The organism is Pseudobdellovibrionaceae bacterium (assembly GCA_023898385.1).
Taxonomy (GTDB): Bacteria; Bdellovibrionota; Bdellovibrionia; order Bdellovibrionales; family UBA1609.
The window spans coordinates 994679-1017108 of record CP060220.1 but is presented as its reverse complement, the minus strand read 5'-3'; the positions used below and the strand labels follow the sequence as shown (position 1 = coordinate 1017108).

The window sequence follows — 22430 nt, the reverse complement described above, 5'->3', positions numbered from 1 at the left end:
AGAAGTTTACGGTTCGTAAACTTCTATCACAGTCATAGTCTCAGCGATTTCATTGAAATTGCGGGTGGATGTCACCGTGGCAACGCCATAATTGGCCCCCGCCCATGTTCCCTTTGAGAGGCCAATTTTCGTGATAGGTCCGCCCGCCGGAGGCATGGGTGCCACATTGTTGGCAACCACGTCATGATTGGACACGACCCCAGAGCCATTTGTGTATCGACATCGGTGCACAAACATGGATAAAGTGTAGTTTGTTCCAGATCCGTAGCCGTCACACTCGTATTTAAAAGATTGAGGGGATCCCTGAATAAATAATCGGGGCATATTAATGGTCACAAAGATCTGCGCTTCATAAGTGATTGATCTGGGATTGTCTCCAGTAAAGTCGTTAAATGTGTGCGTAGCGTTCGATCCAGCGAGGTCTAGATCAAGGCGAGGCTTTCGACAAAATCCCTTCCCGCCCTTTTGTAGTTCACCCTCTGTTTGTCCGTCTCCACAGGTGATGCGGCATTCATTGCCGCTGCACGTGAACGTAGAGGTGTCAGTTGGCGGATCCCAGCTAAATCGGTTGTAAACGGTGACAAATGAGGATGCGCTTGGCACCCACTCACCTGACGAGGGGTCAATCACATCCACGCGGTATTCACCGGCATCATCCGTTTTCACAACGTCAATTTTATAAATGGCACTGGTTGCACCATTGATTTGCTCTCCATTTTTATACCAGCGGTAATCAAGTGAGCCGGTGCCCGTGGCCCGCTTGGCCACGATTTCCAAAACCAATTCGCGGTCTTTGTCGGCGGTTTTATCTCCCAGATCTTGAACAATCACAGGAGGGCCAGAATTTGATGATCCCGAGGAGGAGTTGTTGCCGTTATTATTAGACTGGCTGCCCTGATCCAGTTTTCCATCAGTGGGGGCCTGTAGTGGTTCAGCACAGTTTTGAAACGCCAATGCGATGGCGCCCACGCTTAATATCAGCAGAGTCAAATTTCGATATCGCTTCGAAAGTGTATTAAACTGAGACATATTCCCCCTCCAGTCTCAAAAATGCCTATTCGTCTGTGATTATGACACTGCAACTGTTGGGCCGGCCAGCAGAAAATGGCAGGTGGCTGACTGAAGTTCGCTGACGAAAGTCTAGACACTGTCTATGAAAAATTAGACAGAAGGGCTGGTTTTTTCTTTCTGGGAGCCTAAGTCTGAGATAATAGATGTCGATGGCGGAGATTGCCGACCTTATGAAGGATTTTAAGTGAGCAAGATAAAGTCTTGTTAAATTGTCCACGCTGTGCTGACGACTCTGCGATACCGGATTCAATTAGAGCTTAGTGTTAGTCACATTGCGATACCAGATCCAGGTTGTGTTTGTCATATTGCGATACCGAATCCAGGTTGTGTTTGTCATATTGTGATACCGAATCCAGGTTGTGTTTGTCATATTGTGATACTGAATCCAGGTTGTGTTTGTCATATTGCGATACCGAATCCAGGTTGTGCTCGTCATATTGCGATACCAGATCCAGGTTGTGTTTGTCATATTGCGATACCAAGTCCACGCTGTGTTCGTCACATTGCCATACCGGATCCAAACTTTGCTTGTCGCCACGCGATACTGGCCACGCTATGTCAATCATTCTGCGCCACTGGATTCTTGCCGCGCTCATCATCCTGTTATGCCTCTTTCCTAAGTTTAATTTTCTGCCCGGGAAGAAAATTTGTATAAACTGGCCTAGTTTATTGTTGATCCATTCGTCCAAAAGACAGCGCAAATAGCGCCAGTTCACGGTGTAGTCGGACAAAGTGTTATCAAATTATCTGCGCTGTATTGGACACCAGGCGACACCGAATCCATGCTGTGCCCGTCACATTGCAAAGCCGGATCCAAGCGGTCCTTGTCGCCACCCGATACCAGTCACGCTATGTCAACCATCCTGCGACATAAAATCTATGCCGCTCATCATCCTGTCATGCCTCATTCCTAAATTTAATTTTCTGCCCGGGCAGAAAACGGGGATATCGACCAACTCTCTCAACAGCAAATTCAATTCGACTCTTCTCACCTATCTAGTGATAATCCCAAAAATCTCAAAAAACACTTTCTGCCCGGGCAGAATATTCGTACTTGGTTTTTGGTAACTGGCCTTGTTCCTCCAATAACAAATGCGCTAGTTCATGATGGGCCGGGCAAAGCGTCATTAAATTATTCGCACTGTGCTCGCCACCGAGCGACACCGGCACCCGATGATGCAAATGCAACCATCTCCTAGATTTGCATTTTTCACCGGATGGGTAACGGTGCTGGCATTGGCGTTGATCTCTTAAGTTCACTTGATGCTCGATTTCTTTTGGTATGGGCAGACGATCCCCCATGGCGGTGATGGCGGGATAGGAAGTCTGTATGGATAGCTTGCCTTTATCTTGACGTCTTTTTGCTTTTTCAACGGGATCATTCTTTTGCAGGAATAGGTCGGCCATTTTTTCAAATACAGTTTCCAAAGATACGGCCAGTCCCGTTGAGCTGGATAGCAAATCCTGAACCTGCACCAGTTTTTTATAAACATCTTCACTCACCGGCGTTTTCATTTCGATCACGTTAGAAGTGAGATAGTGACTGCGTTCACCAGGCACCTTTTTCGGGTTGATTTTTGCCACTTCTTTTTCAAGCTGGGTTTTTGGTAGACTGGCAGCCTTTAAAACCCACTCTTGCTCATTATCGGTTGTAATCACTGAGAGAATCCGAGCGGCCTTACTTGGCGTCACCCGTTGGTTAACAAGAGCGGATTCCAATTTTTTATACTGCCGGGTGGCTTTTGCCAATCCCACATACATATAAGATTGGGCTCGACTCAGGCGAAGGCATTGTACGGCGTATTCAAATAGCGAATTATATCCACACCATCTATGAACCATATTGTCTTCAACCAATTGAAGAGTTTGAATAAGATTAATTTCTGACTGCTGCAAATGGGAAACTGCGGCTTCCGCTTGCTTTTGAATGGAACGAAATTCTTTGGTGCTCAAAGAGCGTTTAGCTTCGCTAAGATTTTTAAAACCCATGATCACTCCTTCTGTAAAAGTAAGCGGTTTGTTTTATAGAGCACCTTTATACACCCTGTATTTGCAATGATGTTTTCGAAGGAGGTCAAACGCAACGGTGAACCTCAGTCAGAGTGACGAGGACGCCTATTAGAGGTGTGTTTTTATGGTTGTGATCTTTTTTTGAATCTACGTCTGATTAAACTTTGTGACGGGGCGATTAGGGTGGTCGAAAATGGTGTCAAATAATTTTAAAAAAAGATTTCGTCTTGACGCCAGGCTAATACAGGTGAAATTGCCGGCAAGCTAACAAATTTCGACAGCCTCTACCAGAGTGTTATTAAATGTGTAGACAAAATATTGTTCCGACCATTTTCTGCCCGGGCAGAAAGTGCAGTTTGTTGTATAGGCTTAAATGTCGAATCGGGTGGTTTAAAAAAATTGAAATGTATTTGTTTTTAAGTTGGCACCCATAAACCGATATGCCGATAAGCCGTTGAGCAAATGATCAAAGGAACTGATAATCCAGCAAACCAATAAGCCAATAAACCAATAAACCAATAAACCAGTAAGCCAGTAAGCTAGTAAGCTAGTAAGCTAGTAAGCTAGTAAGGTAATAAGCCAGTAAGCTAATAAGCCAGTAAGCTAACAAGCCCAAAGTCGGCAAGTCAATAAACTAGATAGACCCTTAACAAGCTCGTCTATCGCACATTTGTTGTGTAGACGAAGCAATGCTGGCACCATTTTCTGCCCGGGCAGAAAGTGCTATTTGTTGTATAGGCTTAAATGTCGAATCGAGTGGTTTAGAAAATTTTGAAATGTATTTGTGTTTAAGTTGGCACCCATAAGCCGATAAGCCGATAAGCCGATAAGCCGATAAGCCGATAAGCCGATAAGCCGATAAGCCGTTGAGTCGTTGAGTCGTTGAGTCGTTGAGTCGTTGAGTCGTTGAGCAAATGATCAAAGGAACTGATAATCCAGCAAACCAATAAGCCAATAAGCTAGTAAGCTAACGAGCCCAAAGTCGGCAAGTTAATAAACTGGATAAACCCTTAACAAGCTCGTCTATCGCACTCTTACTGTGTAGACAAAGTAATGTTCACACCATTCTTTGTCCGGGCAAATTTTGGCGGGTTCGGCCAGACCGTTATTAAAAATATAGACGAAGAAATGCTGGCACCAATTTCTGCCCGGGCAGAAAGTGCTATTTGTTGTATAGGCTTAAATGTCGAGTCGAGTGGTTTAGAAAATTTTGAAATGTATTTGTTTTTAAGTTGGCACCCATAAACCGATAAGTCGTTGAGTCGTTGAGCAAATGATCAAAGGAACTGATAATCCAGCAAACCAATAAGCCAATAAGCCAATAAGCTAGTAAGCTAGTAAGCCAGTAACCCAGTAACCCAGTAAGCCAGTAAGCCAGTAAGCCAGTAAGCTAACGAGCCCAAAGTCGGCAAGTCAATAAACTAGATAGACCCTTAACAAGCTCGTCTATCGCACATTTGTTGTGTAGACGAAGCAATGCTGGCACCATTTTCTGCCCGGGCAGAAAGTGCTATTTGTTGTATAGACTTAAATGTCGAATCGAGTGGTTTAGAAAATTTTGAAATGTATTTGTGTTTAAGTTGGCACCCATAAACCGATAAGCCGATGAGTCGTTGAGCCGATGAGTCGTTGAGTCGTTGAGTCGTTGAGTCGTTGAGCAAATGATCAAAGGAACTGATAATCCAGCAAACCAGTAAGCCAGTAAGCTAGTAAGCTAGTAAGCTAGTAAGCTAGTAAGCTAACGAGCCCAAAGTCGGCAAGTTAATAAACTGGATAAACCCTTAACAAGCTCGTCTATCCCACTCTTACTGTGTAGACAAAGTAATGTTCACACCATTCTTTGTCCAGGCAAATTTCGGCGGGTTCGGCCAGACCGTTATTAAAAATATAAAAAAACTATTTTGAAACCAGGGCAATGAGAGCGTCGTAGTGTGAGTTAACCCTATCGATTTCTCTGGAGTGCAGTTCAATCACATCGATAAGGGTCTGCCGCTCTTTCCCTTTGGCTGTTCGCAATTCATCTTGTTTTATCAGTATGATGGATTCTGCTGCACTGACAGCCGATTTTCGAGAAATTTCAAATCGCTCGATGGCATATTCGACTTGTTCTTGAGTCAAGGCGATGCCGTCGGAGGTGCAATCCAGCATTTTAGAAAGTCGGCCGTTTTCAAGAATTTCAATGAAAAGTTGCTTTTGTTCAGGTGTGGCGAACGAGATGCTAGCAGCCTGGTCAGCGATTTCAGCTGTACTTTGAGTGAGGCAAGTCTCAGCCGAGGCGAGTTGAAATGAGGCAAAGGCTAAGGGGGTTGCGATAAACAATTTGAGGGATTTTCGCATCCGGGGACTCCTGGTATTACGGGATCAATATTTAACGATGAGACACTACTACAGTTGTTGGTCAAATTCTACGACTCGCAAGGGGCCGTGAGAAAGTTTCAGGGTTATATAAACGATTGGCATAGTGACCGTCAGGCGAGTCGTTACAGCGTGTTTTACAGGAGTTGGTGTTCATCGTTTTAGCCCTCATTGAGTGGTTTTTTTGGTAGCCTCCTTGATATGGTGGCGCTCAAATTATGGTTAGCAGCCAAATTTTGGGCCAGGCGGATGGGCACACAGGATTAGTGCGGTGAAATATTATAAACAGGGCGCATCAAGTAGCAAATGTTTTTTCGGTTAGTAAAATGGGAAATCTCCCGCATTTAGTCAGTAACCGTTTAAAATCAGGGTATTTTTGCTCGACTTCGGGGTTGAAAATCAGGCCAAAAATGGGGGAGTCATCTTATTTCACGCTGCCAAAAAATCCAGTCCAGTTTTTTGTTTGGACACGGTTTTTGGGCTTGCGTGACTTTCAAATAGCTGACAGACTTTTATATAGGTTGTCGTAGTTTTTTATGAAGAAAGACTGTGGCCGTTTAACGTTAACCATATTGGGGAGGGAGCAAGGATGCTCAGAGATATACTTATCCAAAAGGGATTATCCAATCGCGAGTCCGAAGTGGCCGAACTCGTAACTAAGGGTCTGTCAAACAAGGAAGTTGCAAACCAACTATTTGTTACGGAGAAGACGGTCAAGTTTCACCTGACTAACATTTATAAAAAAATGAATGTGAAGTCTCGCGCTCAGTTGATTGTATGGTGTTTGCCACATATGCAATTTGTTGAGAAAGAGCAAGGTGATGCTGGTGTTGTTAATCAGGCGCCTGCTGCGAATAGCATTCCTGCTGGCAATGCCACTGTTTCTCAGCCAGAAAGTGTTGCTACCATTCCTACGATCACTCCTGGAAATGGCAACAACTTCGGCTCTGGACACAACACAGGTTCTTTTGGTATTTAAGCCAAAAGAACTTAGGTTAAAACAATCGTTTGTTATGAATGGGAAGCCCGTTTCAAAATCTATTGTGACTATGACTGAGATGGTGCTTCCTGGTCACACCAATTCACTCGATAGCATCTTCGGTGGTGTTATTATGTCGTGGATGGATATCGCCGCTGCGATCTGTGCGCAGCGGCATTCTTCTTTGCCCGTGGTCACAGCCAGCGTGGATGCCCTTAATTTTGTGGCCCCTGTCTATAAAGGCTGGGTGGTAAATCTCAAAGCCAGTGTTAACTATGCGCATAAAACCTCCATGGAAATTGGCGTACGAATAGACGCGGAAAATCCAATTACAGGTCAGTGTTTTCATACGGCCTCGGCTTATTTAACATTTGTTGCACTGGGCGTAGATGGTAAGCCCGTATTGGTGCCGCCGGTCATCGCCGAAACCGAAGAGCAAAAGCGGCGCTATGAGGCGGCCAAAAAGCGCAGAGCTATTCGGATTCAACATCGATAAAGCTCACAAAAAGACTGTTCCGGTGGGCCACGAGAGGCCTTAACGCCTTGCTTCGTAATGGCGATGCTGGTAGCTTTCCTTTATGGAATTATCAGTGGACGTTCAGTACTTCATTCTCCTTGCTGCCCTTTTGTTAGTGCCCAAAATGCTATTACGATTTGGAATTCCCACGGCTCTTACGGCCATGGCCTTTGGCGCGCTGACAGCGCATTTTTTGGGTTGGTTTCAGGGGGATCAAACTCTTTACCTATTGTCCACTTTGGGTATCACATCTTTGTTCTTATTTGCCGGTCTTGAGGTGGACGTTGATGAGTTAAAACGGGATGCCAATGTTTTATTAAAAAACCTTTACACGAGTTTAACCGTTATATTTTTATCGGCCTGGGGTTTGAATGTGGCTTTGGGGCTGCCCTTTCGGGCGGCGCTGGTTTTGTCTTTAGGGTTAACTACACCATCTACCGGATTTATTTTGAATTCTTTAAAAGGCTTTCATTTTACACCCAATCAAGAGTATTGGATCCGGTCCGCGGCCATTGCCAAGGAGATTGTGGCTCTTGGCCTGCTGTTTTTCACTCTTCAGAGTGAGTCGGTGAGCGAATTTTCTATTTCATTGGCTGTGATTTTGGCGATGATCTTTTTGTTACCCGTGGTCTTTCGGTTTTTCTTAAAAAGAATTGCCCCCTTTGCACCTGACTCAGAGGTGGCGTTTTTGATCCTTATTGCGCTTTTGTGTGGAGTGATCACCCGAAACCTGGGGACTTATTATCTTGTGGGGGCTTTTTTAGTGGGAGTGACTGCGGCACGGTTTACCCATTTTATTAGTCACAAAAAGTCAAAAAAGCTGCTCTATGCGGTGGGCATGTTCTTTTCGTTTTTCGTGCCGTTCTACTTTTTTAAGGCTGGCTTGAGTATCACTCAATCTATGTTCACGCTGGAAGGGGTGTTTTATGGGCTGGCCTTCTTGTTGATATTCTTGCCTGTGCGGTATTTGTCCGTGGTGGCTTCAATCAAGTTGTTTCTTCCCAATTCTTGGGAGGATCGAAATGAAATTTCTGTATCGCTCTTGCCCACGTTGATTTTTGGTTTGGTTATTGCGTCTATCCTAAGAGAGCAGTTCAGTATTCCATCAAGTGTGATTTCTGGATTGGTGTTATACACGGTAGTGGCCAGTGTGATTCCGAGCTTGGTTATGCGAAAAGCGCCACCAGAGGAGTATGACAGTACACTGCGCTGGGAGAGTGGACTGACTGAGCCGTTAGCTCCAGAAGAAATGTAGATTTTATCGCCCCACTCCCAGTGAGGCGATATCTCAGTCATTTCAATTATTGGTTGGGTCCCAACAAAGAAATTTGTTTGATCACAGTTTCAGTTTTATCTTTTTCTTTTATTGTCATCTCAATTTCGGCATAGGCCTGGCCTTTGCCCAAAGTGAAAGACTTTGGCGACTTTATAAAAATATGGGTTCGCACCATGTCGCCACCAGCTGGAACATCCACAGGGTTAATGGGGCTCACTAACTCCAGTTGTTGATCAACATATTGCTTGGGTAGAGTTAACTCGACCTTCACATCATCAAAGGATTGATTGTTAAGGTGTATTTTAAAATGATTGGTGACGATTTCAGTTCCATCGGATTGGGTGATGAGGCTAAATGGCTCCTCGCCGCGGATCACGGCTAAGTGAAAATTTTGACGAGTATTCAGCGAGTAGCTCATACCTGCAATAGCTGCTACCAGCAAAACTGCATACAAAGCAATGCGCGGTCGAAACTCAAAGCCGTCAGAGGTTCTGTTTTCGGTGATGTTGCGTTCTGAGTCGTACCGAATAAGGCCTTTGGGTTTATTGACCTTCTCCATGATCTCATCACAAGCATCAATGCAGGCGGTGCAGGCAATGCACTCCATTTGTGTGCCCCGCCGAATGTCCACTCCGGTTGGGCAAACTTGAACGCAACGATAGCAGTTCACGCAGTCGGCTTCTTCGCCTTTAGGTGCTTTACCTTTTCGCGGTTCGCCGCGATTGTAGTCGTAGACCACATTTTTCGATCGAGGCCCCATCAATACAGACTGAAAGCGCCCATAGGGGCAGGCAATAATGCAAAACTGCTCACGAAACCACGCAAAATCAAACAAGATAATGCCGGAAGTCACCAGAATAATCAGAAAGTTGGTCCAATTTTCAGCAGGCTTATGTTGAACCATTTCCACGAGGCGATCAGCGCCCACAAAATAGGCTAGAAAGCTGTGGGTTATGACCAGAGTCACTGCCGTAAAAAGAATCCATTTTAACGAGCGTTTAAAAAACTTTTTAGCATCCATGGGCGCATCATCGAGTTTTCGCCGCTCAATATGATTGCCCTCAATTAACTCTTCAATGCGCCGAAAAACGCCATCGATAAAAACTGTCTGCGGGCAGGCCCAGCCACACCAAACGCGCCCCCACAGGGCGGTCATCAGTGCCAAGCTCATTGTGAGTATGGCCAACACAAAAAAGATCATGGGCGCATCATGCGCCCAAAAGGTCACACCAAAAAGAGCAAACTTGCGACCCGGCAGATCCAGTAGAACCGCCTGTTGGCCGCCGATTTTTATCCACGGGAGGAGAAGAAAAATGGCAATGAGAATAATCTGTGTCACTGTTCGCCATTTTCTAAAAAAGCCTCTCACTTGAGCGGGATAAATAAAAAGACGCCCCCCCATTTTATCCAGGGAGGCGAGACGGTCTTCAGGAAGTTCTAACTTGTTCTTGGCCATGCAGCAGTCCTAGTAGTTGTCGAAAAGCGTGCCTTCGTCTTTTTTGGCATTGGGAGGGTTGGTGCCTTTCATCTTATAGATATAGGCAGCAAGACCTTCAATCTCAGCATCAGGAATTATATTCTCCCAAGGCGGCATGCCTTTTTCTAAGACACCTTTGTGAATCACATTCACAATGCCCGTGACTGTGCCGCCAGTGTGAATCCAGTATTTGTCCGTGAGGTTCGGACCAATGCCCCCTTGTAACTGTTCTCCGTGGCAGCTTTTGCAATTCTTATCGTAAGAGTCACCAGCTTTTGCCATAAGCTCGGTGTCTAGACCTAAATTCGCTAAATCCGCGTCGGTTTTTTGCGGCAAGGCGGCCCGGGCGGCTGCCACTTCAGACTGGGCCTCAGCCTGTTGCTGTTGTACTACGGCCATGTCTTCAGCTAAAATGGCATCAGAGCTTTTTCCACCACCATCCATCTCATAATAAAAAAAGTAGATGGCCGAAAAAATAATCGTGGCGTAAAAAATAAATAACCACCAATCAGGCAGGGGATTGTCTAGCTCTTTAATGCCGTCATATTCATGGCCAGCGATTAATTTTTCATCGATATTTGTTTTATCCTCGCTCATGCTGTTCATCCTTGGTTAATGGCAAGTGAGCCATTTGGTCATAGTGTTTCTTGGGTTGTTTCCGATACACCCACCAGATAATTCCTAAAAAAATAGTGAAAGTAACCAGTAGCCCCACCAGGGTCCAAAGCCCTGGTGGAAGGTGGCGCAAAGATTCGCGCAACATACTACCGACCTCCTCGTGTGCCGAGGGACTTCAAGTAAGCAATCAGTGCTACAATTTCTTTTTTGTAGAGATCAGCTCCGCCATCAGCACCTTTTTCTACAAGTTCTGCCGCAAGTTCTTTAGCGTGTTCTTCGGCTAACTTATCTGCATCTCCCACTTCAGCCTCAGAATAAGGAACGCCTAAGGTTTTCATTACTGAAACCTTTTTTCGCAAACTCATAAAATCTGTGGATTTGGAGTACAGCCACGGATAGTTGGGCATTAGAGAGCTCTCCACCACTTCCCTTGGGTTTCGCATATGTTTAAAGTGCCACATGGAATCGGGGCGGGATTCACCCTCGCGAGCCAAATCGGGTCCGGTTCGCTTTGAACCCCATTGGAACGGACGATCATACATAGATTCTTCAATGGTTGAAGCTTCGCCAAATCGGGCCACATCAAAAGAAAGTTTTCGAATCATCTGTGAGTGGCAGACGTAACAGCCCTCTCTAATGTAGATATCACGACCTGCCAACTCTAGGGGCTTATAGGGCCTTGAAGCCTTACTTTGATCCACAAAGTTGTTCATGGACATCATGGGAATATTTTCAGCAATAGATCCCACAACGATGGCCAAAAAGGCGAGCACGCTAAACAGAGTCACAGCCCCTTCAAGCCAACGGTGACCCTTGTCACTCTTATCTTTAGCGCCAAGGTTAATCGAGTAGGCTTTCGCCTTTTCATCCTGCTGGTCGCTGGGCGCACCTTTGATGGTCTTTGCGATGTTGTAGATCATGATGAGCATACCAACTACAAACAGCGTTCCACCAAGAATACGTGCGTGATAGAGCGGCACAATTTTCATGACGGTTTCAACAAAGTCAGGGTAGGTGAGTTGTCCATTGGGTTCAAAAGCTCGCCACATCAAGCCCTGTGTGATTCCCGCAGCCCACATAGAAATATAATAGAGTAAAATTCCAAGGAGACCGATCCAGAAATGATAAGTGGCCAGGGTTTTACTGTAGAGCTCTGTTCTCCAAAGCTTTGGCACTAGGTAATAGACCATACCAAATGCTAAGAAGCCGTTCCAGCCCAAAGCGCCACCATGAACGTGGCCAATAATCCAGTCTGTGTAGTGGGCTAAAGAATTCACTGATTTAATTGAAAGAAGCGGTCCCTCAAAAGTGGACATCCCGTAGAAGGTCACTGCTGTCACTAAGAATTTCACCACAGGATCGGTGCGCAGCTTGTCCCAAGCTCCACGTAAAGTCAGTAGCCCGTTGATCATGCCACCCCAGCTGGGAGCCCAAAGCATTAAACTGAAAATCATTCCTAGAGTTTGAGCCCAGTCTGGCAAAGCCGTATTCAATAGGTGGTGAGGGCCTGCCCAAATGTACAAAAAGATGAGGGCCCAAAAGTGAATGATTGAAAGTCGATAACTGTAGACCGGTCGATTTACGGCCTTTGGGATATAATAATACATCAATCCTAAAAACGGCGTGGTTAAAAAGAAGGCCACAGCATTGTGACCGTACCACCACTGCACCAAGGCATCTTGGATGCCGGCATAGATAGGGTAACTTTTTAAGAAACTCACAGGGTATTCGAGTGAGTTAAAAATATGAAGTACTGCCACCGTGATGATGGTCGAAATGTAAAACCAAATGGCCACATAGATGTGTTTTTCACGGCGCTTTGCCAAAGTTCCAAAAAAGTTGATGGCAAAGATAACCCACACCAAAGCAATGGCAATATCAATGGGCCACTCTAGTTCCGCATACTCTTTGCTTTGCGAAAAGCCCAGAGGCAGGGTGATCGCTGCGCTCACGATAATAAGCTGCCAACCCCAAAAGTGAAGATTACTTAAGGCGTCTGAAAACATCCGTGTTTTCAGCAGGCGTTGGGTTGAATGATAGACACCAGCAAAAATGGTATTTCCAGCAAATGCAAAAATGGCGGCATTTGTGTGTAATGGACGGAGCCGCCCAAAAGTGACCCACTCGAGGTCAAAGTTAAACTGCCAAAATGCCATTTGCAGTGCGGCCCACAGGCCGGCCGAAAAAGCCACAATTCCCCACACGATGGTGGCCAAAACAAATTTTTTGACGATAACGTCGTCATAGCTGAACTCTTCCAGTTGACCAGAATGAGTCTCAGCCGTTGATGCTTGGCTCATAGTTGCTGTCCTTTCTTTGTTTATCCCTTTTATTTTCTTTTAAATTCAAATTCACTTCATCAGCTAATATGCGGTGAGCGGGGGTTTCTAGGTCATCAAATTGACCGTCCCGCGTGGCCCACAAAAAAGCCACGACAAATCCAATCACCAAAAGCAATGTCACTGGAATCATCAATAACAGTATATTCACGCCAGTTGCTCCCGATGTCGACCCATTTCTTGTGTTGGAAGAGAATTGGACTGCCAGTAAGAACCTTTGCGCGAAAGTCGGCGTAAAAAGTAAGTGCCGTAAAGAGACGACATGACGACAATGGCCGAACTAATGGGCATCAGAACCGCTGCCACCAAGGGGTTAATAAGCCCCAATAAGGCTGAAATGCCGCCTATAAGATTATACACAATTGAGATATAGAGATTTCGTCGCACCACATGCATGGTGTCTTGGCCCAGTTTAATAAGGTGCCAAATGGGAGTGACTCCGCCAGTGGCCAAGTAAATGTCTGCAGCTTCAAGACTTGATTCCATGCTGCCTTGAACGGCGACACTCACATCAGCTGAGGCTAAAGCCAAAGAGTCATTGGCGCCATCTCCCACCATCAATGTCTGCGGGTGATCTTTAACCCATTGATGTTTGGCTTCTGGAGACATGTCTGCCAATGCCTGGCGAGCAGAAAGTGAAAGTTCTTTAGCTAAACCAAGCACCGCCTCTTTGGCATCGCCAGAGAGAATCATTGGTGTGGCGCCGAGCTCTTCAATGTGTCTCAGCGTGCGAACAGCGTCGGCCTTGGGCTCATCACCAAGAACGGCCACACAAACAAGTTGATCGTCAGCATAGAGCCCCACTCGGGTCACAAAAAAGTCAAACTCGCGGCGCTGTCGTATGCGGCTAGGGGCCGCTTGCATCGAGTACCTGCGACTTTTGATGGTGGCAAAAACACCGCGACCTTCGATTTCTTGCCAATCTTCAAGGGCTATGGCGGGGAGCGATTGCACGAAGGGGGCCAGTTCTTTTTTTAAGGCTAAGGCAATAGGGTGTTGCGAAGAAGCTTCTAGCTGATGAATGATTTGCTGTTGCTCAAGACTGGGCTCGCCATAGTCCCAGCATAGAAATTTAAACTCACCCCGCGTGAGGGTGCCCGTTTTATCAAAGGCCACTAGTTTGATTCGAGAAAGTTTTTCCAGCACAGCCGCATTTTTAATGAGATAAGAATTTTTGGCGGCTTTAATCAATGAAAGGCTTTGCGTTAAAGGTGTAGCAAAGGCCAAAGCGCACGGGCAGGCTAAAATAACCAGTGCCAAAGCTCGTCGTACAGCTTCGTTGGCATCCACAAAGCTATAGCCCACAAAGAACAAAAAACCGGCGGCAAGCACAATGATTGTGAAATATTGGGCCACTTTATCCACAAGCGAAGTGAGCGGCGTTTTATTTTTGAGTTCAGATTCTATTTTTTCTAAAATTTGCCCTACTCGGGTACGATGGCCCATCTCTGAAACCGTCATTTCCACTTGCTCTGAAACCACCTGACATCCGGCATACACGGGTTGTCCCGCTATCACCTGTTGTGGGTAAGACTCTCCTGTGAGTACCGCTGTGTTAATGTGAGCTTGCGCTGACAGGAGAATGCCGTCAGCCGGCAGCCGTTGCCCTTTTTTAAGGCGAATACGACTCTCTCGCACCAGGGCGGCCGGAGATTTTAAGACATATCCCCCTTCGCTATCATCCCAGGCTTCCACTTCTTCAGAGGTGAAAAAGGGTTGCAGATAGGAGCTCGATAGGTAACTTTGTTGCACTCGTTTTAGAAAATAGCGGGCCGCCAATAATAAAAAAACTAAAGTGGCCAGTGAGTCAAAATAGATATCGCCTTGGCCTTTGACAGTGTGATAGGTGCTCAACGCCCCGCCAACGAGGAGGGCTGCCACAATAGGTATGTCTATGGACGCTTTTTTGTTTTTTAGGGCGGACCAAGAAGTTTTATAAAATGGCACGGCACTATAAAAGACCACAGGAAGAAACAAGGCAAAACTCAGCCCCTCAAAGATTCGAGCCAGCACTCCTTCGGCTCCAGCATAAATCGAAATAGTCAGTAACATAATATTTCCAGCGCAAGCGCCAGCCACACCCAAGCGGCTTAAAAGCTCCCGATTTTCTTTTTTTTGTATCAGCTGGGCTTGGTCGTTGGATTTAATAGGGTGAGGAGTATAACCCTGATCCTTCAAGGCTTGGGCGGCTTGAGAAAACCGGCCGCCAGGGGCAAGGTCAACCGTGGCAATGTTTTTACCAAACTCTAGGCGTATGGCAGCAATGCCTTCCACTTCTTGGGGGAGTTGTTCAATGCGGTGCACACATCGAGTGCAACTGACGCCCTCCACAAAAAATTGCATACGGCCGTGATGGACAGAGTCAACGTAGGGGCCATTAAAGGTCGGGTCATCAAGAAATAAATAGTCGTTGCCACCAATGGAATGGGGCGCTTCCAAATTATGCATCATAAATATCTTTCGTGGTGATTTTTTTAACACAACTTGCGAAAAGCCGGTATGTCTAATGTTTTACGGGGCGGCAAATCCAAAGATTCAAGGCGTATATTTTGGAGCGAATTGTTGGGCCGGGGTCTAATTCAAATCTGTTGTTGGGGGTTGCTGAAGGGGCCGGATCTGAGTTTTTAAAAAAACCAAATTCAAGTTCAATTAATTTGAGGGGCTTTGGTGATTGAAGTGGGAAAAGGTAAAAAATGCGATTGACGTTCTTTGTAGCGATTTTTCCAGGCAATATAGTGTGGCTGGAGTTTCAATGAAATTTTTATGTAGGTATTGAGGGGATGTATGGCGAGGTCTTTTAGGATATTGGCGGAAAAAGTGGGCCCGGTTGGAATGGCCCTTGTGGCCGTAGTTTCTAGTGTGGCTGTTTATTCAGTCGGTTCATTTTACATGACTTTGGCAACGATGGCTTTTTGTTTCTTAATAATAGGGTTAATAGTTCGCTCAAAAAAACAGATGCACGTGCTCTTTATGGGATTAGGTATAGCATTGGATTTTGGTGTTGTATTGACGCTAGAATTTTCACGTTCAGCTATAAATACGGTGTTCACCGAAACGATGACAGTGTTTCAGTATGGACACGTTGTTTTTTCAACCCTTGCGGTACTGTTGTATATTCCTGTGGGCATATTGGGTTATCGACGTTTTAGGGGGGCACTGCGTTCGGCCAGGTCTTTGTCTTTGCACCGCAATCTAGGTGTTGTGGCCTTTTTGTTGCGCGCGCTGGGTTGGATTTTGATGTTCAGTCTGGTTGATTAGCCATTTGCTTTTAAATCCCCACGGGAAGTTTGGGCGTCCCAGAGTGGGTCTTCTAAACGAGTGTCCTTGAAAATGATTGGCTGGCAGAGTGCGTGCGCTATGAAAATTGGAATTGCGTTCGGATGAGTTTTTAGTTCTGGTCTAAAGGTCAGATTTGGTGTGTGCAAAAAAGATTGGTTTCTAGTGATCAGCGAAAAGACGAAGTTGTGAATTGAATTAGCCTAGGTCTAAAATTATTTGGGTCCAGGGTACAAATTTGTCAGAAATTGACAGACAATTTGGTGAGTACACGAAGGATATAACATCATGGCAGAAGGCAAGGTCACAATGTTTAGGACAGCAAATATAGATTCAATGATGGTATTTTCCTTTAACCAGCAGATCGTGCCGCAGAGTCAGGGCGTGCTGGTTGACGCCCTCAAAGAGGCCATTAAGACGGCCCCGGAAGTTGGAGTTAAAACCGTCGTCGTGGATCTGGCCGGCCAAGGGCAAATTGATGATACGTTTTTTCGACAGGCCATGCCGGTAATTAAAGACCTAAAAGAAATGGGAATCGCATTTTACTTGGTCAATGTGCCTCGCGAGGTCAAAAAACTTTTAATAGACTATGGAATGAATGTAGCTATTAAAATTGCGCCATCTATTCGATCATTGCGATCAAGTTTGGGTGCGCCTAAGCCAAATAAAAAAGACGCTGTTTTAGACGTGGACTTTATTAACGTATTTATTGATGCTGCATTGAAGACCCTTAAGATTCAGTGTTCCTTTGAGGTGCAAGCTGGCAAGCCGTACCTTAAGAAAGAGAGCTTGTCAGAGCCATTGGCTATTGCGGCAATTATAGGCCTAACAAGCCCATCATTTACTGGATCGATAGCCTTGGGCTTTCCGAGTCAGGTTTTTCTAAGAATAATGAGTAATATGTTGATGGAAGAATTCACTGAAATAGACGACGAGTTGCAAGACGGTGCTGGTGAGCTGTTAAACATAATTTTTGGTCAAGCCAAGGCCGCCTTAAATGAGCGGGGCTATGGGTTAGATTTGGCCATTCCCTCGGTTATTCGTGGCAACGACTTAAAGGTGACACATATGACAAACAGCCCCGCGATTATTATACCCTTCACTTCTGAAGTGGGGCCGCTTTATATCGAAGTTGGCATTGATCGTGCCTAGGCGGCATTAGAGCCATAGCGTTTTTTGTAAATGGCTTCAAGACGTGACTTCAAATCATTGGCTGAAAAAGGTTTAATCAAATAGTTGTCTACGCCTGCCACTATTGCTTCTTGGACCTGTCCGGCCTCGTTCTCAGCTGTGATCAAAAGAAAGGGGATGTTTTTAGTGGACTCTTCTGCGCGAACTTTCTTTAAGAGTTCGATGCCTTGCAGATTTGGCATGTTCCAATCAGATAGGACCAAGTCAAATTTGGAGCCAGGAGTGGTTAGTTTTTCCCAGGCATCTTTACCATCAACTGCTTCAGTGAAATTTTTGAAACCCAAGTTCATGCAGGTTTTCTTGACTAACGCTCTCATGGTTTTCATGTCATCGACTAAAAGTATGTTAATGTTTTGGTCAAACATGATGCATCGTCCTCATAAAAAAGTTTGTACATAGGAGTTATCGGCAAGTGCCATTTTTACTTTAGGGCAGCCTCCACAAGTTGCGATCTAAGGCTAGTTTTGTTGTCTTTTTATCCAAATCAAGATTAGGGCTAAATGCGCCCAAATAAGACTCTAAAGTTTTTTCATGTAAATTTCCGAACAAGGAGCATGAGGAGAGCTTCTATGAAGAGACGTCAAAATAATCGACATATATCAGGTATGCAGCAAAACCAGATTCTGGATTATTTTGTTGATTGCCATCGATTGCGCGACCGAGCCAACCGATTGCGCCGACAGGTTGACCTATTTCGTGAAATGGCCATGAATTCGAGCATATCATCCGGACAGATCGGTAGTGATTTGCGACTGTTTTCTGAGTTAGCCCGCCAGATCAATAGCAATTCTGAACAGATGGACGAAACATTGGCCGAATTGTTGATGCAGACCACTTTGGCCACAAATAAGTTACTGCGAGCCTTCAGCAAAACATTGATGCTTGAAAAATTTGACCTTGCGTTGTCCTACATGGACCAGAATCCCAATAAAGACCTCGTTCGTGAGGCTCGTGGCAATGTAAGCAACAATATTTTGCAAACTATGGTTTCAGCTGAGTATACAGAAATTCGTGCCATTCAACATGTCCATCACCGCCTAGTGCATTTATCTAAACGAATGTGGGTGACGGTGGTGAATTTGCGTATGGCGGGTCGCAATTTGCGACCCGATGAAGAAACGCAGTTTTTACCAATAATTGAGGCTATCCATAAGGGTCTTGAAACTTTTGATGCCGAGCTTGCAGATCTTATTTCAGCAACCAATTTAGTAAAAGTTGCCCTTCATGGACAAGAGTTTAGCGGACAGCAGGAGGCGCTTCATGCAGCATAGAAAACTATTTGATGACGGCAATCATTCATGGATGGCTTTTGGCCGCGACCCCCAGCGCGCCCAGTCGATCATCGATACAAATGAGTACGTAATTATGAATAATGGAGAGGCAATGATCCTTGATCCTGGCGGCACAGAGGTGTTTCCTGTGATTTTGAGTCAAATGGCTGAGCAGTTTGATCTAAAGAATGTGAAGTCGTACTTGTGCAGTCACCAGGACCCAGACATCATGTCATCACTTCCTCTATGGATGGCTTTGACACCTGACGCGAAGATTTACCTCTCTTGGCTTTGGGGAGGATTTGTCGCCCACTTTGGCAATGACTACGCAAACAACTTTGAGCTAGTTCCCGATGAGGGTATGACGGTGAGTATCGGCCAAGCTCAACTCATATTAGTGCCAGCCCATCACTGCCATTCGGCGGGAAATTTTCATTTGTATGATCCCAACGCAAAAATACTTTTCTCTGGAGATATGGGGGCCGCACTGGTTCCGCCGGATGCTCCTATGGTGGTGGATGACTTTGATGAACATGTGAAGTATATGACCAAATTCCACAAACGCTGGATGCCTTCAAATCACGCTCGAGATGAATGGTTGCGGCGGGTGCGCAAGCTGGACATTGACATGATATGTCCTCAACACGGCAGTATTTTTCATGGTCAGGATGTAAAGCGATTTTTAGATTGGATTGAAGATTTACGTGTCGGTGATTTAGCATCGTAAAAAAGGAGCAAGATAATGTCTGCAATAGGCAAAAAAAACCAACTATTATCCTCAGAAGAGGCAATGCAAAGTGCTCGCGCCACCCAAAAGACGGCTAAAGAGTTGGTGGACACTGTAGCGCGAGTAGAAAAAACTCTAGAAGTGGTTAAAGAAATAGCCGATAAGACAGATCTGTTGGCGCTTAATGCCTCTATTGAAGCGGCGCGAGCAGGTCAAGCGGGCAAAGGTTTTGCTGTGGTCGCTGATGAAGTGGGTCAACTTTCAGAGAACGCCCGAAACTCCATTGCTAAAGTTGCAAGTGAGTGTGATCGAGTTCGCGAACTGGCTGATAAGCTGCAAAGATCTATTGACGCTCAGTGGAGTCATTACAATTCGCAGCACACTGAAGCCGCATAAGGGAATACTCATGGGCGAGTTTGACGAGTTAGTACAAGAGTTTCTAGAGGAAGCGAGAGATATTATCGATGGCCTTCATCAAGCCATTGATAGCGCAAAAGGTCAGCCTGGCACCAGTGAGCCGTGGGCTGAAATATTCCGAGGAGTACACACTCTAAAGGGCGCAGCTAGCATGTTTCAGATGACGAATGAAGAATCTCTGTGCCATCAACTTGAAAGTCAGCTGGCAGAAATTAAAAGTCAACCTGCACCAGTTGATAACGTCATAATATTGCAAATCCGCAAAGAAATTGACCGTCTCGAGGGAATGTTGTTTCCAAAGGTTGAGCCCGAAAATATTGAGGTCTCTATTGAGAGTGCGCGAACTGGTGAAGAATTTGTGCGGGTACCGTTAGGGCGAATCAATGACACGCTTAGTGGTGTGCTTGAAGCGTTTATGATACGCAACCAAATCAAACATTTAGTTGACCGGCATCGAATGTTACTTGAGGGGGCCAACGATTTCTTACGAGAGTGGGAAGTCTTGGATACGGCACTTCGGCGCACAGTGGGTGAGCTCGAACGCACAACTATGAGCATGAGAATGGTGCCTATAAAAGGTTTGTTTACGAGAATGGGAAGGATAGTGGAGCAGTATGCCCACGAAAGTGGAGAACCCATTGATTTTCATGTGGCCGGCGAAGATACGGAGTTAGATAAAAAAATCACTGATGTTCTTGCGGAGCCCCTGGTTCATTTGATTAGAAACGCCATGGATCATGGCATTGAAGAAAGTATTGTTCGTCGTGGCTTGGGGAAATCACCAATAGGGCAAATTCGTTTGCAGGCCAACACTGTTGGTAACGAAATTTTAATAGAGGTAAAAGACGATGGTAAAGGGATAGATGCAGCACATATCCTGCAGTCAGCGCGCGAAAAGGGCCTCAATGTCGAAAACATTAGTACTGAAGCCGAAGCCCTAGATCTTATTTTTACGGCTGGATTCTCTACATCTGCTCAAGTAACCAATGTTTCTGGACGTGGTATTGGTATGGATGCTGTTAAAGCAGCAATAGCTGATCTTGGTGGAGAGATTCACTTGGCTACAAAGCCTGGCGAGGGCACGACCTTTCGCATTCAAATTCCAACAGGTGTATCTGTGGTGCCTGTCATTTTGGTCGGGATAGGTGATCAAACTTATGCCATAAACACTCATGACTTGGCTGAGGCCAGACGTTTTTCAGTGGAAGAGTTTAAGGTTTCTGGCCACAAACAACTTTTGTTGTACCGCGATAAATTTATTCCCTGCTTTGATTTAGAGCAGGAATTTGTCTGTGCCAAGACCAGGGTGTTTGATGTCGTTAGGCATGAAATTCCGGTCTGTGTGGTTCGTCAGAACAATGAGTATGTAGCATTTTGTGTTTCTGAACTGTTTGGCAACACTGAACTGGTGCTGCAGTCACTTCCAAAAGCCAGTCCAGATATACCGTTTTTAAATGGTGTTTCGGTGCTTTCAGATGGACGACCTATTTTTGTTATGTCTATGGGGCGATTGTTTGAATTGTTGCGGCGAGGCGGAATTCGTGAGGGGTATCAAAATGCAGAGGCAGCGTGAGTCTGAAAGTAACAATGGGATCTATATTCACTTCTCATGGAAAAATTACGTGATGGCTATGCCTGTTGAGCTTGTTGCTGAAATTGTGGAGAGTCACCAAGTCGTGCGTTATCCAGTAGAAGTTCCGGGCCATAGGGGTGTGGTGAGTCTGCGCGGGGGTATCGTTCCGGTAGTGGATCCTCGACTCGTTCTGGGTGATGTCGCTATTGAAAAATCTGATGATCATGTTCATAGATTTGTGGTGGTGGAAGTCAGAAATGGAGTTCGTTTGTGCTTAATGGCCGAAGATGTGGGTAAGGTGAATATATCAACTGCTGAGATTTATGATCAATCGACGGTGGCTATTCATGGTGAGCCGGTTCGGATTTTAAAAGCAGAAGATTTTATTAGAGTGATGGAGATATCGGCATGAGCTCATCAGCATACGGGTCCATTAAGAAATTAGAATATGATGAATTGGACTTATTTCTACATTTCCAAGTAACTGGTAACGATGATGCACCATGGTTTGCGTTTAACGTGCAAAAAATAAAAGAAGTAACAGAAGAATACTCAATGACAGCATTGCCGCCACAGCATGCTCCATTTGTTGCAATAATCGATCTGCGCGGCACAGCTATTCCTGTTTTAGACGTGGCTGGATTCGTGGGGGATGATCACGCTCAGGCCCCCAGGAAACGTGTTTTAATCTGCGATATTCAGGGTTATTATTTGGGCATCTTTATTGGCCGTACCGGGCGAATTTTAGACCGAAGAAACTCCGAGCACTTGCCGCTCCCAGAGGCCATATCGAGAGTCAATACATCGTTTGTAAATGGATTAATTAAGACCAGTGAGGGATACGTTTATACATTGGATATAGAGGCTATCTTAGAAAGTTTAGATATCATGCTAGATAAATCCACCATTGCTAAAGATGTTCATCCTAGATTTCAGGGGTTGCGGGCTCTTGTGGTCGAGGACTCCAAGTTGTTTCAGAAAAAGACCAAGTTATTATTTGAGAAGCTCGGACTTGAGACGGTTATGGCTGACAACGGAGCTGATGGTCTGAAGAGGCTAGAAGAGCATAGTTATCGGTTTGATTTTATTTTTTCAGATCTGGAGATGCCCATTATGAATGGCATCGACTTTATTCGAGAGTTAAAAAAGCGTCCGCCAGCCAGGGATATCCCTATTTTGATAAACTCAAGTCTATCAAATCCAGCATTGATAAGGGATATTGAGAATGAGCAACTTGGACGTTATATTGTGAAGTTCGATGAGGATCTGATCTACAAGGAACTGGATATCTTGTTGGGCAAAAAGCCGGCCCGCAATGAGCCACAATGACTAA

Annotated in this window: 21 protein-coding genes and 1 pseudogene; 11 read left to right on the top strand and 11 right to left on the bottom strand. The window is 45.3% G+C overall.

The window, feature by feature from the left end:
• Window positions 1-6: 6 nt before the first annotated feature.
• From H6626_04360 to H6626_04345, 4 genes are all read right to left on the bottom strand, one after another.
• Window positions 7-1029, bottom strand: a complete 1023-nt coding sequence (locus H6626_04360) for a hypothetical protein (protein ID USN48329.1) — start codon at window positions 1027-1029, stop codon at window positions 7-9.
• A 305-nt stretch (window positions 1030-1334) separates the two neighbouring features.
• Window positions 1335-1637 (bottom strand): hypothetical protein, encoded by a 303-nt coding sequence (locus H6626_04355; GenBank protein USN48328.1) that lies wholly within the window; start codon window positions 1635-1637, stop codon window positions 1335-1337.
• Window positions 1638-2088: 451 nt separating this feature from the next.
• Entirely contained in the window at window positions 2089-3060 is a 972-nt protein-coding gene (locus tag H6626_04350) for an HNH endonuclease (GenBank protein USN48327.1), read from the bottom strand.
• 1917 nt (window positions 3061-4977) lie between these two features.
• Window positions 4978-5418 (bottom strand): hypothetical protein, encoded by a 441-nt coding sequence (locus H6626_04345; protein USN48326.1) that lies wholly within the window; start codon window positions 5416-5418, stop codon window positions 4978-4980.
• 607 nt (window positions 5419-6025) lie between these two features.
• On the opposite strand from H6626_04345, the pseudogene H6626_04340 reads away from it, so the two are divergent.
• From H6626_04340 to H6626_04330, 3 genes and pseudogenes are all read left to right on the top strand, one after another.
• Window positions 6026-6244: pseudogene (locus tag H6626_04340) on the top strand (response regulator transcription factor).
• A 241-nt stretch (window positions 6245-6485) separates the two neighbouring features.
• Complete coding sequence (locus tag H6626_04335; GenBank protein USN48950.1) at window positions 6486-6911, top strand: acyl-CoA thioesterase; 426 nt, start codon at window positions 6486-6488, stop codon at window positions 6909-6911.
• Window positions 6912-6993: 82 nt separating this feature from the next.
• Window positions 6994-8187 carry a cation:proton antiporter gene (locus H6626_04330; protein ID USN48325.1) on the top strand — a complete coding sequence of 398 codons (1194 nt, stop codon included), beginning with the start codon at window positions 6994-6996 and terminating at the stop codon, window positions 8185-8187.
• A 46-nt stretch (window positions 8188-8233) separates the two neighbouring features.
• Here the strand turns inward: H6626_04330 and ccoG are convergent, their stop codons facing one another.
• The 6 genes from ccoG to H6626_04300 are packed head-to-tail and all read right to left on the bottom strand — an operon-like array spanning window position 8234 to window position 15093.
• Window positions 8234-9664 (bottom strand): cytochrome c oxidase accessory protein CcoG, encoded by a 1431-nt coding sequence (gene ccoG / locus H6626_04325; GenBank protein ID USN48324.1) that lies wholly within the window; start codon window positions 9662-9664, stop codon window positions 8234-8236.
• Between the two features lie 9 nt (window positions 9665-9673).
• Window positions 9674-10282: a c-type cytochrome gene (locus H6626_04320; protein USN48323.1), complete on the bottom strand. Its 609-nt coding sequence runs from the start codon at window positions 10280-10282 to the stop codon at window positions 9674-9676.
• Entirely contained in the window at window positions 10269-10448 is a 180-nt protein-coding gene (locus H6626_04315; GenBank protein USN48322.1) for a cbb3-type cytochrome c oxidase subunit 3, read from the bottom strand. The genes H6626_04320 and H6626_04315 overlap by 14 nt, the downstream gene beginning before the upstream one ends.
• Window position 10449: 1 nt before the next feature.
• Window positions 10450-12603, bottom strand: a complete 2154-nt coding sequence (gene ccoN, locus H6626_04310; GenBank protein USN48321.1) for a cytochrome-c oxidase, cbb3-type subunit I — start codon at window positions 12601-12603, stop codon at window positions 10450-10452.
• A complete protein-coding gene (gene ccoS, locus H6626_04305) occupies window positions 12581-12793 on the bottom strand; it encodes a cbb3-type cytochrome oxidase assembly protein CcoS (GenBank protein USN48320.1) in 213 nt (70 codons plus the stop codon). Before ccoS ends, ccoN begins: the two co-directional genes overlap by 23 nt.
• A complete protein-coding gene (locus tag H6626_04300) occupies window positions 12790-15093 on the bottom strand; it encodes a heavy metal translocating P-type ATPase (GenBank protein ID USN48319.1) in 2304 nt (767 codons plus the stop codon). The genes ccoS and H6626_04300 overlap by 4 nt, the downstream gene beginning before the upstream one ends.
• A 333-nt stretch (window positions 15094-15426) precedes the next feature.
• On the opposite strand from H6626_04300, the gene H6626_04295 reads away from it, so the two are divergent.
• Both H6626_04295 and H6626_04290 read left to right on the top strand, forming a co-directional pair.
• Complete coding sequence (locus H6626_04295; GenBank protein ID USN48318.1) at window positions 15427-15900, top strand: hypothetical protein; 474 nt, start codon at window positions 15427-15429, stop codon at window positions 15898-15900.
• A 327-nt stretch (window positions 15901-16227) separates the two neighbouring features.
• Window positions 16228-17070: a chemotaxis protein CheX gene (locus H6626_04290; protein USN48317.1), complete on the top strand. Its 843-nt coding sequence runs from the start codon at window positions 16228-16230 to the stop codon at window positions 17068-17070.
• On the opposite strand, the gene H6626_04285 is transcribed toward H6626_04290, so the two are convergent.
• A complete protein-coding gene (locus tag H6626_04285; GenBank protein USN48316.1) occupies window positions 17067-17474 on the bottom strand; it encodes a response regulator in 408 nt (135 codons plus the stop codon). The two genes, H6626_04290 and H6626_04285, sit on opposite strands and share 4 nt — an antisense overlap.
• A gap of 204 nt (window positions 17475-17678) precedes the next feature.
• Here H6626_04285 and H6626_04280 point away from each other — a divergent pair, with 204 nt between their 5' ends.
• From H6626_04280 to H6626_04255, 6 genes are read left to right on the top strand one after another with little or no spacing between them, the layout of a single operon-like run.
• Window positions 17679-18380, top strand: a complete 702-nt coding sequence (locus H6626_04280) for a hypothetical protein (GenBank protein USN48315.1) — start codon at window positions 17679-17681, stop codon at window positions 18378-18380.
• On the top strand, window positions 18370-19107 hold the full coding sequence (locus tag H6626_04275) for an MBL fold metallo-hydrolase (protein ID USN48314.1): 738 nt from the start codon (window positions 18370-18372) through the stop codon (window positions 19105-19107). Before H6626_04280 ends, H6626_04275 begins: the two co-directional genes overlap by 11 nt.
• Before the next feature lie 15 nt (window positions 19108-19122).
• On the top strand, window positions 19123-19503 hold the full coding sequence (locus H6626_04270) for a hypothetical protein (GenBank protein USN48313.1): 381 nt from the start codon (window positions 19123-19125) through the stop codon (window positions 19501-19503).
• Window positions 19504-19513: 10 nt separating this feature from the next.
• Complete coding sequence (locus tag H6626_04265; protein USN48312.1) at window positions 19514-21097, top strand: Hpt domain-containing protein; 1584 nt, start codon at window positions 19514-19516, stop codon at window positions 21095-21097.
• A complete protein-coding gene (locus tag H6626_04260; GenBank protein USN48311.1) occupies window positions 21081-21509 on the top strand; it encodes a chemotaxis protein CheW in 429 nt (142 codons plus the stop codon). The genes H6626_04265 and H6626_04260 overlap by 17 nt, the downstream gene beginning before the upstream one ends.
• Window positions 21506-22426 carry a response regulator gene (locus tag H6626_04255; GenBank protein USN48310.1) on the top strand — a complete coding sequence of 307 codons (921 nt, stop codon included), beginning with the start codon at window positions 21506-21508 and terminating at the stop codon, window positions 22424-22426. Before H6626_04260 ends, H6626_04255 begins: the two co-directional genes overlap by 4 nt.
• The last annotated feature ends 4 nt before the right edge of the window (window positions 22427-22430 follow it).